Here is a 22,491-nt window from a genome sequence, read left to right as displayed (position 1 = left end):
GATCAGGTAATGGGGTTGAGACCTTTGACAATATCGTTAAATTCAGAGCCATTCAGCCAAAAGGATTTCTTTAAAAACAGAGTAGTCATAATACTTTCCGCTGCCTCACTATTCTGGCTTTCACAAAACAGTCCATAACTATTGCCCAGCACTGTATTGTTTTCAATCAGGCGAATAAAGTAAGCATGTTTCTCATCAGCATAGCCAAGAATAGCATCACGTTGATTGTTCATTTTTCATGTCTCCACATCAAAAATATTTGAATAAAACCTAACTGCTGAAGATCAGGTATGATATTGAATTAGATCAATAACTTAATATTATTTAACAGGTTGGTTGATAATATAAGTTATTCATTTAAAACATAAATTCTAGTTTGTTGTACATCCTTGTCTAAGTGAAACAAGCTAAAATCTGATCTATGAAATTTATTGTTATGCAAAATTTTATGTACGTCAACTTGAATTTGTAACTTTTTCAAGTTAAATTAAATTATTGTTTAGTTATCTGGGTTTGGAGGAGCTATGTCTAAAAAAAATGAATTTGAGCATGGTGGTGCGAGAACCAATGCTGGGCGTAAGGCACAGTTTAATGAACCCACCAAGGTGATCCGTGTTCCCGAATCTCAGGTGGATTTTATCAAAAACTGGTTACTGAATAATGTCAAAACAGGTGCACGTACAGATTTGATGTCCTCATTAAAAATTCAGAATGTACAAGCCCAGAATGATCGAATCTACCATATTCCACTGGCAACAGAACGTGTGGCAGCAGGTTTTCCATCACCCGCGCAGGACCATGTTGAGCAATCCCTGGATTTAAATCAGTTTTTAGTTCGCAATGAAAATTCCACGTTTATCGTGAAAGCAAATTCTCTGTCTATGCTTGATGCTGGGATTGATATTGATGATCCCTTGGTGGTTGACCGAAGTATTCCAGCAAAGTCAGGCGATATTGTGATTGCGTTGATTGATAATGATTTTACTGTTAAGCGCTTAATGATTGACCATCATTTTAGTCCACCCAAAATTTGGCTCAAGGCTGAGAATCCAGACTATCAAAATATCTATATCCACGAGGGGCAGGAACTGGTGATTTGGGGCGTGGTGACCTATAACCTGAAACCTATGCGATGATGTTAAATCGAGCTTTATGCATCTTTATTTTGATTGATTTGGGCGAACACAGTTCACCACTACCTGATTTTGATGTTTGATCATCTTTCAGATCAATCAAATGGGTGAGCTGACCAAGAAATCAGTGTTATATCTAAAAATAAGAAATAAAAACAAAAAAATATGATGTTTTTGTATAAGCAGGGTGCTGATTTTTCAACACCCCATCAACACATAAATACACCGTTATATATTTTAAATATCATATAAAACAATTAATTAAAATTTGGCATAGCCCTTGCAAAGAACTTAGCATGGTATTTACACATACATTTTTACAGGCTGAGGAGTCCATGATGTTTATTTCACGTTGTTGTATGCAAACTTAATTCTTTCTCTCTTCTTCATTTGAAATTTTTAGCCGTGATTGTTTTTTCAATCATGTCAGGAACTTTTGTACTCAATTTTTAGCATTTAGTTTTAGGGGTTTATAGGTGAAAAAACATCATCTCTCTTTATCCGTTACGTTGGGTTTGGCAACACTGCTGGGAAGTGGGGTTGTTCAGGCCGCCGAAGATGTGGACACCACATTGGCACAGTTGCAGGCGCAACTCACTGCCTTGCAGCAACAGGTCAATGTGTTAAAGCAAAAGAAACAGGCTTCAGTGGGGGAAACCACTGAGCAGATTGCTGTTCAGCAGGAAAGTGAAGCTCAGGATGAGGATACCGAAAATAGCTTTGCCACACAGAGCGAATTGGCGGGTTTCCGTACTGATCTGGAAAATTACAAATATGACCAGTCGCGCCAATATGAGCGAACCTCGGTAAAGTCTGCCCGCGATACCACATTATACGGTACGGTTCAGGTACGGGCCCAAGGCCAGAGTGTTGATACCGCATCGGGAAATCCCGCACCTGTTACACCACGTCGCAACACTTTTGATATTCCAACGGCATTGTTTGGGGTGCGCGGTAATCTGTACAGAGACTATAAGGAAGGGAAGAACCTAGATTATCAGCTTTCCTTTAGTTATGGCAAACGTACAGGTACAGCGGGCAGTGCCAGTGACCTGAACCTGGCCGATGCCTTTGTCCGTTACAACTTTACCTCAACCAATGGTGGCCCTGAAATCCCACGCTTAAATGCAACTTTGGGTCAACAGTTAATTCCATTTGGTCTCGATCCACAATCGCCAGAGGACTTACGTCCAACCATCAACGTTGCGACAGGTCTGGCGCAGTTGGGGCTATTTAACCGTCAAACAGGCCTGATCGTTCGCGGCGATATCAAGCCTTTTGTGGATTATTCATCGAATTATCGTGCGCCGTTATTTGAATACGCCCTGGGTGTGGTCAATGGTAATGGCACCAACAAGGTCGATGACAATGACAAGAAAGATTATATCGGACGTGTCGCTTTTACCTTGCCTGTGGACTATGCCAGCTGGTTGCGTGAGTTGAAGTTTGGTGCTTCCTACCTAAAAGGCAGTAAAAACGTCATTTCTGGGGCAACCGTTGTTGATGGAAATGGCCGTAATGATCGTCTGGGCTTCGATATTTACTACAACCATGCGCCTTTTGGGATTACCTATGAATATGTTAAGGGCCTGAGTGACTTTGCAACTGCAACAGGCTCAAGTTCTGAGGTGAAAGCGGAAGGTCATACTGCAACCCTGTTTTATACCATTGGCGACCAATTTTATAACAGTGTGAAATCCGCTGCAAAATTCGACGACTTCTGGCCAAAGTCGATTCAAACCTTTTATCGCTATGACACCTATAACCCGAACAAGGGGGCTGATGTAGTGGGTATTGCAGGGCATGGCCTGGGTAAGGTTGACATTCACACACTCGGATTAAATTTCTTCTTTGCACAAACCACAAAGTTCCAGCTTGGGCTAAATCGTTGGAGTTATGACCACGAAACGGCGACCCAAAAAGACTTTTCTGAAGTGCAGGCACAATTTCAATACACCTTTTAATTTTTCAATATGAGTAATAAGACCATGACATTTAAGAAACATTTATTGATCAGTGCAGCGGCGGGTTTACTGGTTGCAACCAGCTTCTCGGTTTTTGCTGAAACCAACCCGACTGAGATCCGACTGGGCGTTCCAGGTGCGGGTGTGGGGGGTAAGCCTAAAGTGGGTGCGAGTGCTTATGCAAGTGCGCACTTACGGGGTGTACTGGAAAAAGAGTTTTCCAAGGATGGTATTAAAGTCAAATGGATTTTCTTCCCAGGCGCAGGGCCTGCATTGAATGAGGCACTTGCCAATGGCAAGGTGGATTTTGGTATTGGACATGGTGATCTACCTTCAATTGTGGGGCGTTCCACAGGTTTAAAATCAAAATTATTATTCGTGACTGGACGTTTTGGACCTGTTTATTTTGCCGTTCCTTCTGATTCAGGGGCAAAAAGTTTAGCGGATTTAAAGGGTAAAACCATTTCGGTATTTAAGGGAACCAACCAGCAACTGATCCTGGGCCGTCTGTTGCGTAAATATGGTTTTACTGAAAAAGATTTCCGCATTATTAGTCAGGATACATATTCCGCCCAAACCTCTTTATCCACGGGTGATATTGATGGAATGATCACCAGTCCCTGGACATTGGAATCGCGTGGGGTCGCAAAGCGGATTTTAGAGGTGCGTAAAGATTCAAATCTAAATGGCCCACTTGTTGCGTGGGTAAGTGAGGATTTTGAGAAGAAGTATCCACAGACGGTGCAACGTGTGGTCACGACATTTATTAAAGACAACGTATGGAGTTCTGACGAAAAGAACCGTGATACGCAATATAAATTATGGGCACAGAGTGGCACACCATATTTAGATTATAAAAAAGACTGGGATGACTATGCGCTGAAAGACCGTAACTCTCCATATTTCGATGAGTATGCGGTGACATCCTTAAAGAAATCTGTACAGCAATCCATTGACTACAAGCTGATTCGCCGTCCTGTCGATATTGATTCATGGATTGAGCGGAAATATCTCAACAATGCACTGCAAGAGCTGAAACTTGAAAACTTCTGGCCGCAATTTGATGCCAATGGTAACCATAAAAAATAATCCAGAGCAGGGGTTGGCTAAAGCTCAAGTCTTTAGCTAGCTGATTGATGTGTGGCTTTCATTCATTTTTAAGGACGTGTACATGGCTGAGCAGTCAGTTGCCCAAGCAGGGCTAGGCCAGTTTCGCTTTGTGTTTGGCTTTATTGCCTTGGCGCTATGTGCAGGATTGGGAATCGGTATCGCTAAAATTGTCACCTCTTTATATGCGGTGCAGTTACAGGCAACCGAGTTTGAAATGGGACTGGTGGCAGCGGTGCAGAGTCTGGGCATTTTATTTCTTGGACTGCCCATCGGGATTTTGGTGCAGAGATATGGCCCGAAGAAAATGTTTGTGATTGGAAGCTTCCTTGCTGCATTGGTCTATCTCACCGTGCCATTTTATCCAACGGTCTGGTACCTGATTTTATGCACGTTTTTGGTTGGCCTGTGCATGCCGATGCGTTTTGTTTCCCTGAACACGGTCTATATGCAGCATTTAAAAAGTATTGGTGCGGCAAAGGCGGGCTGGTTTCGGGGAACGCACATGATGGGTTTCTTTCTGGTTGGCCCATTATTGGCGGTGAGTCTGGTCAATGGTTCAGGATTTTCAGGTGCGTACTGGTGGATTGCGGGACTGTTTTTGCTTCCAGCCTTGTTTGCTCCCTTGGCATTTGCCTTGGGTGGATCAGCACAGGTGCAACCCCAGCAGCATGAAGTGTTTAGCCTAAGCGTAATTGCCAAGCAGTTGACCCTGCTAAAGCATGACCAGACCTTACGCCGTACCAGCTTAATTGAATTGGCCAGCAATGCAGTGATGGCGTACTACGGTTTCTTCATCATTGTGATTGCGATTAAGGATTTTGGTTTTAGCGAAACCATTGCAGCAAGCTTGGTGACATTACAGGGTGCGGTTTTTGTTGCCGCATTGTTCAGCACAGGGGTTTTGCTGGCACGCTGGGGGATCAAGCGTTTTTATCAGGTCGGTTTTGCCCTGATTGCGATTGCCTCGGTTGCCTTGGGAACGCCAAAAGTACCCGCTTTGCTCTGGGGCGGTTCGGTGGTTTTGGGTTTGGGTCTTGCCATGCTGCATATCGTAAATTTCACCATGTTTGCCAATGTCGGTGAGCGTCTGGGCATGGCGAAAGTGTCAGGCCTGAGCGCAATGGCAGGTCCAGCAGGTGGCTTGCTCGGCAGTATCGTCGGGGGCTGGTTGGGTCATTACTGGGGCCTACAGTCCATGTTCCTGATCTCGGCGGCCTTGTTTGCTGGATTGATTGGCTTTGCCCAGCAGCTTACCCAGATTTTTACCGCATCTGCATCAGAGATTGAAATGTATTCAGAAATAGAGGGTCAATAAAATGAGCACCATAGAAACTCAATTAGAAAATGAACAGACGTGGCAATGGACAAGTTTAAGCCCTTATCTCAGGCAAACGGGAGCCTGGATTGCACGTCTTGTGTTGGCGCTGGTTTTACCTGCGGTTGTCCTGGCTGTTTGGCAGCATGCGTTCCAGAAACAGTGGTTGCCTGAACAGATTTTGCCTAGCCCAGCACTGGTTTGGCAAACCACCCTGGAACTGATTGATACCCATGAGTTGCAGGATAACTTATTGATCAGTTTAAAGCGTGTCGGATGGAGTGTGTTGGCAGGTGGCAGCATTGGCCTGTTACTGGGTTTTGTCATTGGTCTGTCCCGCGTGGCGCATAAATTTATTTATCCCACCTTTAACTTAATTGCCCAGTTCCCTGTGATTGGCTGGATTCCATTGCTCATGATCTTTTTGGGCATTGATGAGGGTTTAAAGATTGCCGCAATCTCACTTGCCGTTTTTGTTCCTGTTTTGGTGGCAACCTACCGAAGCGTGCTGAGTGTGCCAGCACATTTACTTGAAGTCTCCCGTGTCTATGCCTTTAGTCCTTGGCAGACTTTTAGACGGGTGATTTTACCCTCAGCCTTGCCGAATATTGTCAGTGGACTGCGTCAGGGCATTATGCAGGCGTGGCTATCGCTGGTTTTTGTCGAACTTCTGGCAAGTAGCGAGGGTATTGGCTACCTGATTGTCTGGGGTCGTCAGTTGATTCAATCCGATATTATTTTCATGGCGGTGATTGTGATCGGCATCGTGGGTTTTGTGCTGGACCACATTTTGGGCTGGGTTGAGCGTTTCTTTAGCCAATGGCAACGCAGTGCATTCTAGGGGAAGCAGAATATGTCGATTACTACAGATTTTAACAACCAAATTAAAAAACTTAAGCTAAGCCATGTGCAGTTTTATGGCTTGGTATTACCAATTGGCTTCATTGTTTTATGGACGCTGGCCTCGAAATTTAACTGGGTCAATCCAAAGTTGATTCCAGCGCCGATTGAAGTGGTCAAAATAGCAATTCAACAATTTCAACAGCAGGAGTTCTGGCAAGGTCTAGGTGCAAGCCTATTCCGTGACCTGACTGGATTTGTAATTGGCAGTGTCCTTGCCATTATTTTCGGGATTGTGGTGGGCGTGTCACGCTGGGCGAATTATTTATTTTTGCCAAGTTTTAATGTACTGCGTCAAATCTCCTTATTTGCATGGTTGCCGTTGATTACCACCTTTTTAGACTATGGCAACAGCGCAAAAATCCTGTTTATCGTGCTCTCGGTGTTTTACCCAGTGGCACTGCATACCATTGATGGGGTACGCCGTATTCCATTGAACCAATATGAAGTCGCAAAAGTCTATCAATTTAATGCCTGGCAGACCTTGAGCAAGTTGATTCTGCCTGCGGCAGCACCGCAAATTTTCTTGGGTCTACAGCTTGGGCTGATTTTTGCCTGGGTTGCCACCATTGGCGCAGAGTTTCTATTGGCGAATTATGGGGTGGGACTGGGCAATATCGTAATTCGGGGTCGTGCTGCCTTGGATGTTGGACTGATCGTATTTGGCTTAATCGTGATTGGCTTTATTGGTGTGACGTGGAACAGCTTAGCCAATTGGGCTGAACGCCGCATTTTGGTTTGGCGACGTTGAGGATGATATAAAGATGAAAAAATTACAAAATTTCTGGCAGCCGTTTCGCCGTCATTTTAAACAGGCAGCTCAGTTGGGTTTATTCGGTCTGATCACGGTTAGCTTATTGGCATGTAGTAAAAACCCAGAAACTCAATCCAATGCAGTGCATGAATTACGTTATCAGTCATTAACAGGTGTGGTGTCTTTACCCGAACTTGCCGAGGATTTGGGCTATTTAGGCGACCTGAAACTTAAATATGTCGGTAGCGTTCAGGGTGGTCCACAGGATTTACAGGCGTTGAGCACAGGCGATGTTGATGTTGCCACCGCTTTTGATGGTGCCATCATTAAGCTGGCTGCCGCAGGCATTAAGATCAAGGCTGTTGTGGCCTCGTATGGTAGTGATGATAAAAGCTGGGTCGGATATTACGTTCAGGACAATAGCCCAATTCGTTCAGCCCGTGATCTGATCGGTAAAAAGGTTGCGGTGAATACCTTGGGCGCACATTACGAGTTTGTGCTCAAAGATTATCTGGCACGTCAGGGCCTGAGCGACGATGAAATCAAGCAAGTTGAATTTATCGTGTTGCCACCCGCCAATACCGAACAAGCGCTACGTGCAGGGCAGATTGATGCGGCTGCTCTGGTTTCGATTTTTCAGGATAAAGCGTTAGAGCGTGGCGGTTTAAGAAAATTGGTTTCAGATACAGATTTATATGGCAGCTTCACCGCTGGCAGTTATGTCTTTACTGAAAAATTTATTCAGCAGCATCCTGATGTCGTTAAGCAGTATGTGACTGGTGTTGCCAAAGCCATAGAGTGGACCAAACAAACCCCACGTGACGAAATCGTGGCACGTTTTAAAAGCATTATTGAAAAAAGAAAACGTAATGAAAGTGATGCACTCATGCAGTACTGGCATAGCTATGGCGTGGTGAGTCAGGGTGGTTTATTAAGTGCAGCACAATATCAACGCTGGATCGATTTGTTTGTAAAGCAAGGTCAGTTCAAGCCAAACCAGATCAATGCTGACAGCTTATTTACCAATCAATTCAATCCTTATGCAAATGAAAATCATGCAGCAACAAATCAGCAAAACTGAAAGGAAGATTCGAATGACGACTAAATTAAAAATTGAAAATGTATATAAATCCTTTGCAGCAAAAAAAATCAAGGGTGCAAAAATTCAGGCTGAAGATTTCGTTGCAGTTGAAAATTTATCTCTGGATGTCAAAGCGGGTGAGTTTGTGGCAATCGTTGGGCCAAGTGGTTGCGGTAAATCGACCTTGCTGGATTTATTGGCAGGGTTGACCACGCCGACCTCAGGACAAATCACCATTGATGGTCAGCCGATTAAAAAACCAGGCTTGGACCGCGGAATTGTCTTTCAACAATATGCTTTATTTCCATGGCTGACAGCGTTGGAAAATATCGAATTTGGTCTGGATGCCAAAGGTGTAGGTAAAGACGAACGCTATCAGACGGCAAAGTATTTTTTGAATCTGGTTGGGCTTTCTGAATTTGAACATCATTATCCGAATGAACTTTCAGGTGGAATGAAACAACGTGTGGCGATTGCCAGAAGTCTGGCTTATGACCCCGATATTCTACTGATGGATGAACCTTTTGCCGCCTTGGACGCACAGACCCGTGAAACGCTACAGGCTGAACTGGTCAAGATCTGGCAGCAGACGCAGAAAACCATCATCTTTATTACCCACAGTATTGATGAGGCGATTTATCTGGGACAGCGCATTGCCATTATGACCTCACATCCAGGCCGAATTAAGCAGGTGATTGAAGTTCCTGCCGAGTTAAGAAGCGACCAGGAGGATGTTCGTTCCAGCCCTGAGTTTAGCCAGCTACGCCACCAGATCTGGAGCCTGTTGCGTGAAGAAGTACTGAAAGCGCAGGAGCAGGAAAAACAAAAGCAGTTGGTTGCTTAAACACACAATCATCAATATTAGAAAGAATCAGAGGTCATTATGTCGAGTTCAAAAGATACCCTAACATTTCCAAAAACAATCCAGCCCAGTGCTGTTCATTCCACGCAAAAGGTGAGTTCTTTTTGGACTGATCTCAATTTAAACTGGCTTTCCAGCAGCTTTAAACATTCGGCTGCCATTTTATTGTTTATCGCCATTTGGGAAATTGCGCCGCGTATTGGTTTGGTCGATCCAGCATTTTTGCCACCATTTTCCACGGTATTGGTGAGTGGCTGGAACCTGATTCAAAATGGTCAGTTGCTGACACACCTGCAAGCCAGTCTGGTTCGTTCATTCAGTGGTTTTATTCTATCAATACTCATTGCAATTCCTTTGGGCTTGGCCATTGGCTGGTATAGCCGTTTTTCAGAATTTTTAAGTCCTTTACTGGAAGTGTTCCGCAATACGGCTGCCTTGGCTTTACTACCTGTATTTATTCTATTTTTGGGAATTGGTGAAAGTTCCAAAATTGCGTTGGTGACCTATGCCTGCACATGGCCAATCTTGCTGAATACCATCAGTGGCGTGCGCAATGTCGATCCATTATTGATTAAATCAGCAAGAACTATGGGACTCAGCCCAATTCAGTTATTCCGTAAAGTCATTTTACCCGCAGCGATTCCTACGATTTTTGTTGGGGTGCGTTTGGCTGGTTCGTTTTCGGTGTTGATGCTGATTGCGGCTGAAATGGTGGGTGCAAAAGCAGGGCTGGGTTATCTGATCAACTATGCACAGTATAACTTCCAGATTCCAGAAATGTTCTTTGGCATCATCAGCATTACTACAGTTGGTCTGTTATTTAACTACAGTCTTTTGTTTATCGAAAAACGTTTAACTGCTTGGAAAACTGAACGATAGTCAGGAGCATATCTCGATGCAAAAGCCTTACTGGAACAAACATTTATTTCACTGGAGCAGCATCATTGTCATGTCGGTTGTTTTGCTGGGATGTACAAAGCCAGAGTCAAAACAACTGACATCAGATGGACTGGAATCTTTGGAGTTTAAGTATCTGGGTTCACCAGGGATCGTCACGCCGTTGGAGCTGGCGGAGGATTTGGGGTATCTCGCTCCCATCAAGCTGAATTATCAAGGCGTATCTACAGGTGGCCCACAGGGTATCCAGTCCGCCCTGTCAGGTGATAGTGATATTAGCAGTCCAAGTTTTGCGGGATCAGCCGTCAAGATGGTGGCGAGTGGTGTGCCAGGAACCGTGGTCATCGCGGCCTATGGTACATTTGATGATCCATTTGCAGGCTATTATGTACTGGAAAATAGCCCGATTCATTCAGCCCGCGACTTAATTGGCAAGAAAGTGGGCACCAATATTTTAGGGGCACAGGTTGAATATATGCTGAAAACCTACCTGAAAAAAGGAGGACTGACACCCGAAGAAATCAATCAGGTCACACTGGTGGTATTGCCACCTGGTTCTTCAGAGCAGGCATTACGCAATAAGCATGTTGATCTGGCTCCCTTGACAGGCCCATCAATAGAACGTGGTGGGGTTCGTCGTCTTTATCGGGACTATGACTTGGTTGGAGACTTGACCACAGGAACTTATGTCATGGCCAATCGCTATATTGCAGAACATCCAAACACGACCCGCAAAGTGGTGACAGGCATTGCCAAAGCTATTGAATGGTCTAGACAAAGCAGTCGGGATGAGGTGATCACACGCTTTGAACATATTTTGGAAAAACGTAAACGTCCAGAAAATAGTGCCATGTTAAAATACTGGACCAATTGGGGAATACCAAGTGAAGGTGGGAAATTTGAACAGCATGACTTTAAAATATGGGTAGATAATCTGATTGCTGAGGGGCAGTTAAAATCAAACCAGATTGATTATAAAAAGATATATAGCAATCAATATAATGAATATAGCCTGAATTAAAACTGATTTTTAGTTTAATTAACTGCTGTTTGTTTCTATTTTAATAAATGGAAATAACAAAGGTGAATTATTGATTTCTATTTAAACCCATAGTCATGCAAGATAACTCCTCATTCAGCAAAATAGGGGAGTAAATGCATGTCATTCATTACTTATCCACAAAGTCATACCTTGACTCGTACTGAACGTGCCACAGCAATGGTTTTTGAAGATCAAAAATCAAGGGAATTGCTAGACCGCATTGGACAAATTGCGCCAAGTGAGGCGAGTGTCCTGATTATTGGAAACACGGGAACAGGCAAAGAACTGGTCGCGCGTCAGGTTCATATGATGAGTCAGCGTGCTCAAGGTCCTTTTGTGGCGGTAAATTGTGGCGCATTTACAGAATCACTGGCTGAAAGCGAACTGTTTGGACATGAAAAAGGAGCGTTTACAGGGGCAATCAACAGTAAGGCGGGCTGGTTTGAAGCTGCCAATCATGGCACCCTGTTTCTGGATGAGGTTGGCGACCTGTCTCCAGCCATGCAGGTCAAGCTGTTACGGGTGTTACAGGAACGTGAAATTGTACGGGTCGGTTCGCTAAAACCGATTAAACTCAATGTCCGTGTCATTGCAGCGACCAATGTCCATCTGGATGAAGCTGTACAAGCGGGTAAATTTAGAGAGGATTTATTTTATCGTTTAAATGTAGCATTGCTCAAAGTTGCTCCTTTGGCGGAACGTCCTGGTGATATTTTGCCGTTGGCCAACTTTTTTATTGCCCAATACTGCAAACGTCTGGGTTATCCATTGGCAAGCCTAAGCCCAAGTGCGGTACAGAAACTATTGACCTATGGTTATCCAGGCAATATCCGTGAGCTGGAAAATGCGATTCACCATGCCTTGCTGGTGTGCAAGAATCACCAGATTCAGCCCACCGACTTTTGTTTTGCCTCTCTATCCAGTAGCCTGAATTTACGGCAAATTTCAGATTTGGAGAAAAGTACCCAGACCATTCCACGAACAGATTTACTGCCCAAACAAATGTTGCAGCATGCTCTACTCAATCTCTTTGAATCGTCACATGCCTTGAAAAATGAAAATCTGGATCGCCTGATTGAGGAAGCCACCATTCGGATTGCCTATGAATACTGCCATCGTAATCAGGTGCAAACCGCAAAACTTTTGGGGATTAGCCGTAATATTGTGCGGGCGAGACTGGTAAAATATGGATTGGTGGGAAATGATAAAGTCGTGAATATCATGCTGGAAGAGTTATTGAATTAACATTCATAAATAGTGAGGTGACATACAGTCACCTTTTTATTTAACCCAATTTTCTTTGCTTAAAAATATATAATTATTGATGGAAAATAAATATAGTTTTTTAATCAAAAAATATCGAAAAATAATAGTTCAAAATATTTTATCATTGCCTAATATGACAAGACTAGATTGAATAAACAGATACTAAGTGGTGAAATATGAGTATTCCTCAAATTAATGTACGTAATCAGTTTCGTGGTGTGGTCAAGGAAATTATCGAGGGCAGTGTGGTTTCTGAGGTGGATGTGGAAACCCCCGCAGGTGTTTTTACTTCGGTGATTACCACACGCTCAGTAAAAAACCTGAATCTTGAATTGGGTAGTGAAGTGATTGTATTAATCAAGTCAACAGAAGTTGCTTTGGCAAAACTATAGAAAATATAGGCACTAAATATAATAGGGAGATTCCTTGTTATATTTAGGCTTTCTATCTCTGGGGGCTAAAAATGACATCAATAAATGTCGGATCAGTAAAAATTAATCACCTGAATAAATCTTATGGTCATCATCAGGGACATGAGTTAAAGGTTCTGGATGATATCTCTTTGGATATCAAGGCGGGTGAATTTGTCAGTATTGTTGGGAGCAGTGGCTGTGGAAAATCCACCTTACTGCGCCTGCTGGTTGGATTGGACAGCCAGTTTGAAGGCAAGATTCTGGTGGATGGACAGCCGATTGAGGGGACAAGTCTGGAACGTGGTATTGTGTTTCAGGACCACCGATTATTTCCTTGGTTAAATGTTCAGGACAATATTCGCGTTGCTTTATTGAATAGTAAATTGTCTATAGAAGAACAGAATCAACTCATTGATGAACACATTGAACTGGTGGGATTAAGCAAGTTCAAGCAGGCTTATCCAGCACAGCTTTCAGGCGGGATGAGCCAACGTGTTGCCATTGCCAGAAGTCTGATCAACCGACCGAAAATCCTGCTGCTGGATGAACCGTTTGGCGCGCTGGATGCACTAACGCGTGCCAACCTGCAAAAGGAGCTACAACGGATTTGGCAAACTGAAAAAATCACCATGATTATCGTGACCCATGATGTTGAGGAAGCAGTTTTCTTGGGTGATCGCGTGGTGGTGATGCAACCGAATCCAGGACGTATCAAACGAATCGTTCCTGTCAGTTTGGCTCATCCGCGTGTACGTGAAGATGTTCGTCTTGCGGCCATTCGCAATGATATTTTGACTGATTTTAGCCATAATATTGAAGATCATTTACTGGTTGCACCGACCAAAGATTTTAATCAGTTTCAGTTTGCCTGGTAATACTAGGCAAACTTTTTGTAATCATAAAAAAGACTAAATTAATAAAAAAATATTGGTTCTTAAATTGCATAAATTAAATATATTTTAAAGTATCACTTAAATGGTGGCCTAACCTTAATTAATTAAAATTAAGTTTTTTAATAGAATGAGTTGACTGGAAAATAAAATGACTGCACTTACACAACTTTCAGCGGCAATTGAAAATGCACCACGCTGGCATGAATATCACAAGCATACTTTGGATACTGTACAGATTACTCCCATCAATGGTGCCCTGGGTGCGATTGTGACAGGACTGGACGCAGGCAAGCCGCAGAGTGCCGAAGTCATTCTTAAGCTAAAAAAGGCATTGCATGAGCATTTGATCTTGGTGTTTAAGGCACAGCAACTGGAGGACAATGAGCTGCTTGCATTTGCCAGTTATTTTGGCGGGATTTTCCGTCCACCGATTGATGTGCCTGTTTTGGCGACACGCAATGATACCAACGCACCGCCTGACATTGTGCCTGTCTCCAATGCGGTGGGTGAGGGCGATTATACAGGGCATGGCGAACTAACCCCGCATAGCGACCATCATTGGACACCACAGCCGTCCAGTGGGTCTTTGCTGTATGCCATTGAGTTGCCCAAAGATGGTGGTGCAACCAGTTGGTACAACACGGTACAGGCCTATGAAGATCTGGATCAAGCAACCAAGGATGAAATCAAGGGGCTGCAACTGATTACCTATAACCCATTCTTGCGTTTAAAGGATAAAAGCCCAATTCCAAAATACCGTTTTTCAGATCAACCGATTTTAGGTACGGCGTTTCCACACCCATTAGTGCGTACCCATTCTGAAAGTGGTAGACGCGGTATTTATCTGGATGCGCAGACTGAAGTGGAGGTGGTTGGCTATGACGACCAGAAAGGTTCAGCCCTGATTGAGCGTTTAAGGGCGCATATCGTGCAACCCAAATACCGCTATGAACACCAGTGGGAAATTGGTGATATTGTCTATTGGGACAACCAGTTGACGTTACACTCCCGTACCGCCTTTCCTGCCGAACAACGCCGTTTGCTGAAACGCGTCAGTCTGGCAGGGTCAAGACCATTTTAAATGTGTTGAAGCCAGTGAAAGCTGGCTTCTAGCTTTCAGCCTTAGCCAGTTCCGCATCAATATAGCTGATAATCATGGTGCTTAGGCCCCTGACCATCTCATCAAAGCTGATTTGTGGATTGGGTAGGATCAGGTGACGCGCCACATTAAAGATACTGCTGTTAATGCTGATATAGGCGGTAACGCTGAGGTTGTTGACCTTTAAGTATTTTGGATGGCGCATCATATATTTCATCAACACTTCCATCAGCGCCATTTCAATCTGTCCAATGTAGCGCTCGTACTTGAGCTCAGTGGCATATCGGAGACAGATCAGGTAACGGTCATTGTCACGGGTTAGCAAGTCACGGAACGTATAGAAAATCATTTCAAACAGAGGTTCCAACTCCATTTCCACAATGATCGGGGTCAGCTCTTTCACCATATCCAATACTTCCTTGACAAAGGACTTGGCCATGGCATCGTAGATTTCTTCTTTATTTTTAAAATATTCGTATAAGGAACCCACGCTCACACCTGCAATATCAGCAATATGGCGGGTGGTGGTGCCACTGGTGCCATTGCTGGCGACAGCAATAAAACCAGCTTCAATAATGGTGTCTACAGTAACTTTGGATCGGGTTTGACGGGGTTTACGGGTAGCCATGACAGGTTATTTAAAAAATCCGAACATAACGTCAGATTAACATGGGGCAGCATCCTATAAAAGTCTTATGCCTGTAATCCGAACAAATAAAATTACACTGTTTTTAATATCCAGTTTTAAACTGTAATAAATGTAATCAAAAAATCGTCTGTCAGACCTATTCTATTTTAATTAATATTGTTTAAATTAAATTATATAATTGATTTTAATTATTTAATTTTATATTTGTGAATAAGTGAAATTATTAGAAAGTAGAGTAAATATACTAATTTTTAAACTCAATATTTTCTTGAAATTGGCTGAATTTACCCGAATTGAATCCGAACATAAGATCAGTTTACATTGGTTGCAGTGGTAAATTAGGTTCAAAAATATCTCCCGAATATTTTTTCGTAACTTCAAAGATTGTTTTAGAGATACGAAAAGCGATGAACCTGATTCAGAGAAAGAATGTAAAAGGGCAAATGACGCTCAAGTGAAGTAGGTAGGTGTAGCCATGATTAGCAGCACATTAAAAAAAGGTTTAAGTCTGTTTAAATCTAACCCAATAACTGAGCAAATTGATTTTGCAAGTAAAAAAAGTATTCCAATCCGCCACTTGGCAATCGGGTTTGAAGGCAAGCAGGTTGATCTTTCATTTTATATGAACAATCAATTCGCCACCATTTTCTTCGCTACACTTTCAGTATTCTTGACCTATGGTGAAGATCTGGTGATTGAAACTGCACGTCATCACCGTGACCTGCTCAAAGACCCAATCCTGAAACAGCGCGTGACTTCATTGATCGGTCAGGAAGCGATTCATTCAAAATTGCATAATGAATTTAACGATGCGATTATTGAACTTGGTTATCCTGTGAAATTGTACCGTTTTCTGGGTGAAACATTCTTTGAATTAATTTTCCTCAAGTTTCCACAACCATTAAAACTCTCATTAATGGCAGGGATCGAGCATTTTACCGCTGTGCTGGCGGAATACATGATGGAACATGAACAGAACTTCTATTTTTCTGAGGATGCCAAGACACGTGCGTTGTGGATGTGGCATATGCTGGAAGAATCTGAGCATAAAGATGTGGCTTATGACGTTTACCAAACATTGAATGGTAACTATGCATTGCGTATTGCTGGTTTCTTCCTTGCGTATTTTACCATTCTAGGTCTTATTCCAATGACCACAACATGGGTGCCTTTACTGCGTAAACCACAGGAAATGTTGACTCCTAAATTCTGGAAAGATGCGGCACGTGGCGTGAAACTGGTATTCAGTCCAAAAGATGGTGTGTTTGGTAGTACACAGGGACGAATCTTTGATTATCTACGTCCTGACTTCCACCCGAATGACCACGATGCTTCTGCTTATTTTGAATACTATGAGAAGAAACTCCTGTCAGAGGGCGGTGCGTTACATCCATTCTTTGTAAAAGAATTTACACCTAAGGTTCAGAAAGTTGCCTAGATTTTTAAGGCTTCTCTTCCTACCTGATTTTTATAGGATTTAAAGAATGGTCGCTCAAGTGATACGTAAGGTTTCAGATAAGCTGAGTACGAAATATAGAGGGCTTATTCAGGAGTTGGCAAATAAGCCATCTATACCGATTCGCCACTTCGATTTTAAGTTTAATCCGACAGAATTAGATGAAAGGTTCTTTTTGAATAAAGAGCTGGCAACGTCTTATTTTCATGCATTATCTATTTTCTTAACCTTTGGTGAGGATGTTGTGATTGAAACTGCACGTCATCACCGTGATTTTATTGATGATCCTATTTTAAAACAAAGATTGACTTCTTTGATTGGGCAGGAAGCGATTCACTCAAAAATTCACAACCAGTTTAATGATGAAGTTTTGAAGGAAAATGGCTATCCAGTAGAGTTGCTTCGTGCGATTGCAGATAAGGTCTTTGAATACGGTATTTATAAACTGCCACAGTCATTGCAGTTATCTTTAATGGCTGGGATTGAACACTACACCGCTGTGCTGGCTGAATTTATGATGCAGCATGAAGACTATCTGCTTGGCTCACAAGATGAAAGACAGCGGGCAATGTGGATGTGGCATATGCTGGAAGAGTCAGAGCATAAAGATATTGCTTATGACGTATTCCTGGAATTGTCAGGTAATTACTGGCTCAGAATTACAGGTTTTCTATTGGCAAGCCTGACCATTTTAGGTGGAGTGTCACTTGGTGGTTATCTGATGCCATTTATTCGTAAACCAAGCAATCTGGTGAATCCCCGCTATATGAAAGATATTGTGGAAAGCACAGGACTGCTATTTGGTAGTGAGCGTGGCGTGTTTGGTAGCAGTTTTATGCATATTTTGGAATATCTGCGCCCAAGTTTTCATCCAAATGACCATGATACGACAGCATACATGGAATATTACAAAGAGCGGTTGCTCAATCCTGAAACAGGATTACTGACACCGTATTTCCTGAAAGAATTTGTACCACCTGTACGTGCAGCGACTGCATAAGCTGGTCTATGTATATACGAGATGACTGGAAAACAAATATGAAATTATTTGGTAAAAAAACCAAGCCAAGCCAAAAAGCATTTGCTGTGGTCACTGGTGCGGGAAGTGGGATTGGTCGTAGTTTTGCACTTGAACTGGCAAAACGCGGTGGCACAGTGGTATGTTCAGACATCAATCTGGATGCGGCAAAAGAAACAGTAGGTCTGGTTGAGGCATTAGGCGCAAAAGCCTTTGCGGTGCAATGTGATGTTGCCAAAGAGGAACAGGTGAATCAATTGGCTGAACAGGCTGAACAGTTGATGCAGAATCCTGTCACCTTGGTGATTAACAATGCAGGTATTGGTCTAGGTGGTAAATTTGATGAAATGTCATCAGAAGACTGGAAATGGTGCATGGACATCAACCTCTGGGGTGTCATCTATGGTTGCCGTGCCTTTGTACCGAAGTTTAAACAATTGGGTCATGGTGCAATCATTAATGTTGCTTCAGCGGCATCCTATACCGCAGCGCCAGAGATGACCGTTTATAACGTCTCTAAAGCGGGTGTCCGTGCCTTGTCTGAAACCCTGTCGGCTGAATTGAGAAAATCTAACATCAAGGTCAATGTGCTTTGCCCAACGTTAGTGCCCACCAACATCATTAAAAATGGCAAAGTACCACACAAAGGTCTTTTGGACTATGCCTTGACCAATCTGGCATTTACCACCAGTGACAAGGTTGCGAAGCTGACATTGGACCGTTTGGATAAAGGTGAGCTTTATACCATTCCACAAATTGATGCCAAGTTGTTCTGGTTTATGAAACGTACTGCACCGAATTTATATGCAAAATTCCTGGGCACATCGTATCGATTAATGAAGTAGGCCCAGTCGGGTAAAAGATTTTGATGACTGAAATAAGGTGAACGACACGCTTATTTCAGTGCAATAAATGAAAGGAAATTTTAATGACAGCTCAAGCAAAAAAATTAAATTCTGCTGACAAAAAAGCATTACCTCAACACATTTACGATACCTTTATCGTAGGTGCAGGCATTTCAGGAATTGCAACCGCAATTCGTCTTGATCAGGTGGGTTATAGCAACTACAAGATCATTGAAAAGGCAACCCGTGTGGGTGGTACATGGCGTGAAAACACCTATCCAGGTTGTGGCTGTGACGTACCATCAGCGTTGTATTCATATTCATTTGCACCAAGTGCGAAATGGAGTCACTTGTTTGCTCGCCAGCCTGAAATTTTAAGCTATCTAGAAGAAGTCAGCGAAGATTTTGGTGTGAGTTCAAAAATCGAGTTTGGTACAGAGTTGTTGGGTGCTAAATGGGACAATGAACGTAATTTATGGGTGATGGACACCAATAAAGGGCAGTTCCTGTCGCGTACTGCAATTTTTGCCACAGGTCCAATTACTGAAGCTCAGATTCCAAAACTGGATGGTTTAGACACCTTTAAGGGCGAAATGTTCCATTCAGCAAAATGGAATCATGACTATGATTTGACGGGTAAACGTATTGCAGTGATTGGTACGGGCGCATCGGCCATCCAGTTTGTGCCACAAATCCAGCCAAAAGCTAAAGAACTCTATGTATTCCAGCGTACTGCGCCGTGGGTCGTACCAAAGCCTGATACTGACTTGGGCGATATCAGCAAAAAATTAATTGAAAAATTTCCGTTGATTCAAAAAACATGGCGTCAAACTGTTGCTCAATCATTGAATGCAATCAATTTTGGGTTACGTAATCCAGCCGTGTTAAAGCCTGTTGGTGAGTTGGCAAAGCTGATTCTACGTTTCCAGATCGAAGATCCTGAATTGCGTAAAAATGTAACGCCAAACTTTACCATTGGTTGTAAGCGTTTATTGTTCGCTAACAATTATTATCCAGCATTGCAGCAACCAAATACCAAACTCATTCCACATGGATTGGTCAAGGTTGAAGGCAATACTGTGGTGTCTGCAAATGGTGAACGTCATGAAGTGGATGTGATCATTTGGGGTACAGGTTTTGAGGTTTCTCATCCGCCGATTGGTAAGCGTGTTGCCAATGAAAAAGGTGAGATTTTAAATGACCTTTGGAAGAGCAGTTCACCAGAAGCGTATTTGGGTACCAGCATTGAAAATGTACCAAACGCATTTTTGGTATTAGGTCCAAACGTATTGGTGTATGACTCATTCATTGGTTTGGCAGAAGCGCAACTGGATTATATTGTTGATGGTTTATTGAAAATCAGAGACCAAGGTATTGCCAAGTTGAACATCAAGCCTGAAGTGATCAAGCACCATAATGAGTTGGTACAAAAACATCTTAAAACCACAGTATTCAATGCGGGCGGATGTAAGAGCTACTATCTGGATGCCAATGGCCGTAACTTTGCTGCATGGCCTTGGTCGTTGAAGAAGTTAAAGCAACGTTTAAAACGTATGGACTTGAATGATTATCAGGTGACATACCAGACTGAAAAAACCAACTAATTTTAGATAAATCGTGAAAGGGCAGTAAATTTTATCTTAGGATGGAATTTGCTGCTTATTTTTTGCAAGATAAATAGGGCCTGTTGACATTTCACAGATGCTTGCGACAGAGGACATTTTTTAGACGGTACAAGGCATGGATTGCGAAACTTAGTAACTCTAAGTAAGCAAGACATAACGCAGTAGCGGCAAAAAATGTCCCTGTCCCGTAGGGTTATGGCTAAAACTTCCCTAAACTGCGTTATGAAACTTGACAAGGGTATCGCCATTGCCTACGTTTCATGCCTTGTTTATGTCGTTTTAGCTGATAACGCAATGCATGGCTGAAACGTCAACAGACCCTAAAAATTAGGAAAGAAAGATGAAAGAAGGACAATCAAGCCGAACGGCTGAGGCTGCGGCGGCATTAAGAGCAAATCACTTTCAGAATGCTGAAAATCCAGTGTTTTCTGATCCTTTTGCATTTGAGTTGACCAGTACAGGTTGGAAAAAATTACTAACGACACCACTGACAGTTAAAGTGATGAACTCATCCATATTTAACCGAACTTTGGGATTGCTGACAGGACAGGTGGTTGGGCGTTCATGTTATGCCGAAGATCAGCTTTATGAAGCGATTGATCGAGGTGTAAAACAATATGTGTTGGTTGGGGCAGGTCTGGATTCATTTATTTTACGTCAAGCACAGTATTATCCAGATTTAAAAATCTTTGAAGTGGATCACCCTGATACTCAGGCAGCAAAACAAAAAAAACTAAAAGAGTTTGGAGAAATCCCGACCAATGTTGAATTTGTGGCAATTGATTTTGAAAAAGAGTCGATTGCCGATGCCTTGGCTCGAAGCGGCTTTCAACAGGACCAAGCTGCATTTTTCTCATGGTTGGGCACAACCCACTATCTTGAACCACAAACCACGCTATATACCTTACAAAGTATTGCCAATATTGCGGCAGCCAATAGTGAGGTGGTTTTAGACTACTCCATTGATTATAGAGAATTGGACGGGGTGGAGCGCTTTGGCAGTTTATTTGTATCCCAATTTACCCGTTTTTTAAAAGAACCATTAAAAGGGCAATTTAGACCAAAGGTATTACACCAAGAGGTTGAAAAAATGGGCTATGTTGTTGCAGAAGATTTATCGGGTGATGGTTTGAGTGAGCGTTATTTTCATAATCGCCCTGATCATATTCGTCATACCATTGCGACACGGATGCTACATTTGCGTTTGATGAAATAGGTTACTCATGATCCTCTAGCTTTTATCCTTTGTGGCTAGAGGTTTTAAAATAATGATGATTCAAGACCTAATGATATTTTCAAACTATAAAAATGATAAAAATCAGTGTTGTTAAACGGCCTGTTTGGCGTATATTGCTAAAGTGAAGACTTGTAAAAATGAAAAGATGCGAGTGGAATGCAGTATGCAAATTGATTTAAACAGCGACTTGGGTGAAAGTTATGGCTCATGGAAAATGGGCAATGACGCGCAAATTCTCCCGATTGTCAGTAGCGCCAATATTGCCTGTGGCTTTCATGCGGGTGATCCGCTTAGCATTCTCAGTACACTAAAACAGGCGGCTGAACTTAATGTAAGTGTCGGCGCGCATGTGTCCTATCCAGATTTGGTCGGTTTTGGTCGTCGCAATATGGATTTATCTTATGATGAATTGTTTGCTGATGTGCTCTATCAAATTTCCGCATTACAGGGCTTGGCACAAGTCGCAGGAACTCAGGTTGGCTATGTCAAACCACATGGTGCGCTCTACAACAGCATTGCCATAAATTTAAATCAAGCCAAGGCGGTGATTGAGGCAATCAAACAATATGATGCCAATTTAGTTCTGGTGGCATTGGCAGGTTCACCGTTAATTGAGTTTGCACGTGAGCAAGGTTTAAGAGTTGTTTCAGAAGCATTTGCTGATCGAGCCTATCACAGCAATGGGGCGCTGGTTTCACGCCGTCAAGCCAATGCCGTGATTCATGACACCGAGCTTGTTGCGCAACGTGTTTTAGACATGGTGTTAAAAGGTGGGGTTGAATCAATCGAGGGTGAATTTACAGCGATTCAGGCAGATAGCATTTGTGTGCATGGGGATACTTTGGGTGCAGTGCAGATGGCGCAGGTGATTCGTCAGGCACTTACAGCCCATCAAATTGACGTACGCCCTTTTGTAAACTAAATACTGTAAT

The 22,491-nt window shown here is 42.8% G+C and carries 22 protein-coding genes; 20 read left to right on the top strand and 2 right to left on the bottom strand.

Annotated elements, in window-relative coordinates; genetic code table 11:
• Nucleotides 1-2: 2 nt before the first annotated feature.
• The gene (locus QTA56_RS05315; protein WP_267979883.1) at nucleotides 3-233 is read right to left on the bottom strand and encodes a hypothetical protein; all 231 of its coding nucleotides are present in this window, start codon (nucleotides 231-233) and stop codon (nucleotides 3-5) included.
• 291 nt (nucleotides 234-524) lie between these two features.
• Here QTA56_RS05315 and QTA56_RS05310 point away from each other — a divergent pair, with 291 nt between their 5' ends.
• From QTA56_RS05310 to QTA56_RS05245, 14 genes are all read left to right on the top strand, one after another.
• The gene (locus tag QTA56_RS05310; protein ID WP_267979882.1) at nucleotides 525-1,136 is read left to right on the top strand and encodes a LexA family protein; all 612 of its coding nucleotides are present in this window, start codon (nucleotides 525-527) and stop codon (nucleotides 1,134-1,136) included.
• Between the two features lie 473 nt (nucleotides 1,137-1,609).
• Nucleotides 1,610-3,097 (top strand): porin family protein, encoded by a 1,488-nt coding sequence (locus QTA56_RS05305; RefSeq protein WP_267979881.1) that lies wholly within the window; start codon nucleotides 1,610-1,612, stop codon nucleotides 3,095-3,097.
• Nucleotides 3,098-3,121: 24 nt separating this feature from the next.
• The gene (locus QTA56_RS05300) at nucleotides 3,122-4,186 is read left to right on the top strand and encodes an ABC transporter substrate-binding protein (protein WP_267979880.1); all 1,065 of its coding nucleotides are present in this window, start codon (nucleotides 3,122-3,124) and stop codon (nucleotides 4,184-4,186) included.
• Nucleotides 4,187-4,268: 82 nt separating this feature from the next.
• Complete coding sequence (locus QTA56_RS05295; RefSeq protein WP_267979879.1) at nucleotides 4,269-5,522, top strand: MFS transporter; 1,254 nt, start codon at nucleotides 4,269-4,271, stop codon at nucleotides 5,520-5,522.
• A gap of 1 nt (nucleotide 5,523) precedes the next feature.
• Complete coding sequence (locus QTA56_RS05290; RefSeq protein ID WP_267979878.1) at nucleotides 5,524-6,363, top strand: ABC transporter permease; 840 nt, start codon at nucleotides 5,524-5,526, stop codon at nucleotides 6,361-6,363.
• 12 nt (nucleotides 6,364-6,375) lie between these two features.
• A complete protein-coding gene (locus QTA56_RS05285) occupies nucleotides 6,376-7,173 on the top strand; it encodes an ABC transporter permease (protein ID WP_267979876.1) in 798 nt (265 codons plus the stop codon).
• 13 nt (nucleotides 7,174-7,186) lie between these two features.
• Complete coding sequence (locus QTA56_RS05280) at nucleotides 7,187-8,257, top strand: ABC transporter substrate-binding protein (RefSeq protein ID WP_267979875.1); 1,071 nt, start codon at nucleotides 7,187-7,189, stop codon at nucleotides 8,255-8,257.
• Nucleotides 8,258-8,270: 13 nt separating this feature from the next.
• Nucleotides 8,271-9,101: an ABC transporter ATP-binding protein gene (locus QTA56_RS05275; RefSeq protein ID WP_267979874.1), complete on the top strand. Its 831-nt coding sequence runs from the start codon at nucleotides 8,271-8,273 to the stop codon at nucleotides 9,099-9,101.
• A gap of 39 nt (nucleotides 9,102-9,140) precedes the next feature.
• The gene (locus QTA56_RS05270) at nucleotides 9,141-9,998 is read left to right on the top strand and encodes an ABC transporter permease (RefSeq protein WP_267979873.1); all 858 of its coding nucleotides are present in this window, start codon (nucleotides 9,141-9,143) and stop codon (nucleotides 9,996-9,998) included.
• 16 nt (nucleotides 9,999-10,014) lie between these two features.
• The gene (locus QTA56_RS05265) at nucleotides 10,015-11,037 is read left to right on the top strand and encodes an ABC transporter substrate-binding protein (RefSeq protein WP_267979872.1); all 1,023 of its coding nucleotides are present in this window, start codon (nucleotides 10,015-10,017) and stop codon (nucleotides 11,035-11,037) included.
• A 138-nt stretch (nucleotides 11,038-11,175) separates the two neighbouring features.
• Nucleotides 11,176-12,303, top strand: coding sequence for a sigma-54 interaction domain-containing protein (locus tag QTA56_RS05260; RefSeq protein WP_267979871.1), 1,128 nt, complete (start codon nucleotides 11,176-11,178; stop codon nucleotides 12,301-12,303).
• Nucleotides 12,304-12,500: 197 nt separating this feature from the next.
• A complete protein-coding gene (locus QTA56_RS05255) occupies nucleotides 12,501-12,716 on the top strand; it encodes a TOBE domain-containing protein (RefSeq protein WP_004654121.1) in 216 nt (71 codons plus the stop codon).
• 71 nt (nucleotides 12,717-12,787) lie between these two features.
• Nucleotides 12,788-13,612, top strand: a complete 825-nt coding sequence (locus QTA56_RS05250; RefSeq protein WP_267979869.1) for an ABC transporter ATP-binding protein — start codon at nucleotides 12,788-12,790, stop codon at nucleotides 13,610-13,612.
• 166 nt (nucleotides 13,613-13,778) lie between these two features.
• Nucleotides 13,779-14,711 (top strand): TauD/TfdA dioxygenase family protein, encoded by a 933-nt coding sequence (locus QTA56_RS05245; RefSeq protein ID WP_267979868.1) that lies wholly within the window; start codon nucleotides 13,779-13,781, stop codon nucleotides 14,709-14,711.
• 28 nt (nucleotides 14,712-14,739) lie between these two features.
• Here the strand turns inward: QTA56_RS05245 and QTA56_RS05240 are convergent, their stop codons facing one another.
• Nucleotides 14,740-15,357, bottom strand: coding sequence for a TetR/AcrR family transcriptional regulator (locus QTA56_RS05240; RefSeq protein ID WP_267979867.1), 618 nt, complete (start codon nucleotides 15,355-15,357; stop codon nucleotides 14,740-14,742).
• Nucleotides 15,358-15,853: 496 nt separating this feature from the next.
• On the opposite strand from QTA56_RS05240, the gene QTA56_RS05235 reads away from it, so the two are divergent.
• The 6 genes from QTA56_RS05235 to QTA56_RS05210 all read left to right on the top strand — a co-directional run bounded on the left by QTA56_RS05235 (nucleotide 15,854) and on the right by QTA56_RS05210 (nucleotide 22,481).
• The gene (locus tag QTA56_RS05235; RefSeq protein ID WP_267979866.1) at nucleotides 15,854-16,816 is read left to right on the top strand and encodes a metal-dependent hydrolase; all 963 of its coding nucleotides are present in this window, start codon (nucleotides 15,854-15,856) and stop codon (nucleotides 16,814-16,816) included.
• Between the two features lie 46 nt (nucleotides 16,817-16,862).
• Complete coding sequence (locus QTA56_RS05230; RefSeq protein WP_267979864.1) at nucleotides 16,863-17,834, top strand: metal-dependent hydrolase; 972 nt, start codon at nucleotides 16,863-16,865, stop codon at nucleotides 17,832-17,834.
• 38 nt (nucleotides 17,835-17,872) lie between these two features.
• Entirely contained in the window at nucleotides 17,873-18,697 is an 825-nt protein-coding gene (locus QTA56_RS05225; RefSeq protein WP_267979863.1) for an SDR family NAD(P)-dependent oxidoreductase, read from the top strand.
• An 83-nt stretch (nucleotides 18,698-18,780) separates the two neighbouring features.
• Nucleotides 18,781-20,301: a flavin-containing monooxygenase gene (locus QTA56_RS05220; RefSeq protein WP_267979862.1), complete on the top strand. Its 1,521-nt coding sequence runs from the start codon at nucleotides 18,781-18,783 to the stop codon at nucleotides 20,299-20,301.
• A 361-nt stretch (nucleotides 20,302-20,662) separates the two neighbouring features.
• Nucleotides 20,663-21,538, top strand: a complete 876-nt coding sequence (locus tag QTA56_RS05215; RefSeq protein ID WP_267979861.1) for a class I SAM-dependent methyltransferase — start codon at nucleotides 20,663-20,665, stop codon at nucleotides 21,536-21,538.
• Nucleotides 21,539-21,722: 184 nt separating this feature from the next.
• The gene (locus QTA56_RS05210) at nucleotides 21,723-22,481 is read left to right on the top strand and encodes a LamB/YcsF family protein (protein ID WP_267979860.1); all 759 of its coding nucleotides are present in this window, start codon (nucleotides 21,723-21,725) and stop codon (nucleotides 22,479-22,481) included.
• Nucleotides 22,482-22,491: the final 10 nt, after the last annotated feature.

Origin of the sequence: Acinetobacter thutiue, assembly GCF_030385805.1 — a bacterium.
Lineage (GTDB): Bacteria > Pseudomonadota > Gammaproteobacteria > Pseudomonadales > Moraxellaceae > Acinetobacter > Acinetobacter corruptisaponis.
The sequence above is the reverse complement of the archived record's forward strand: the minus strand, read 5'-3'. Positions and strand labels throughout refer to the sequence as shown.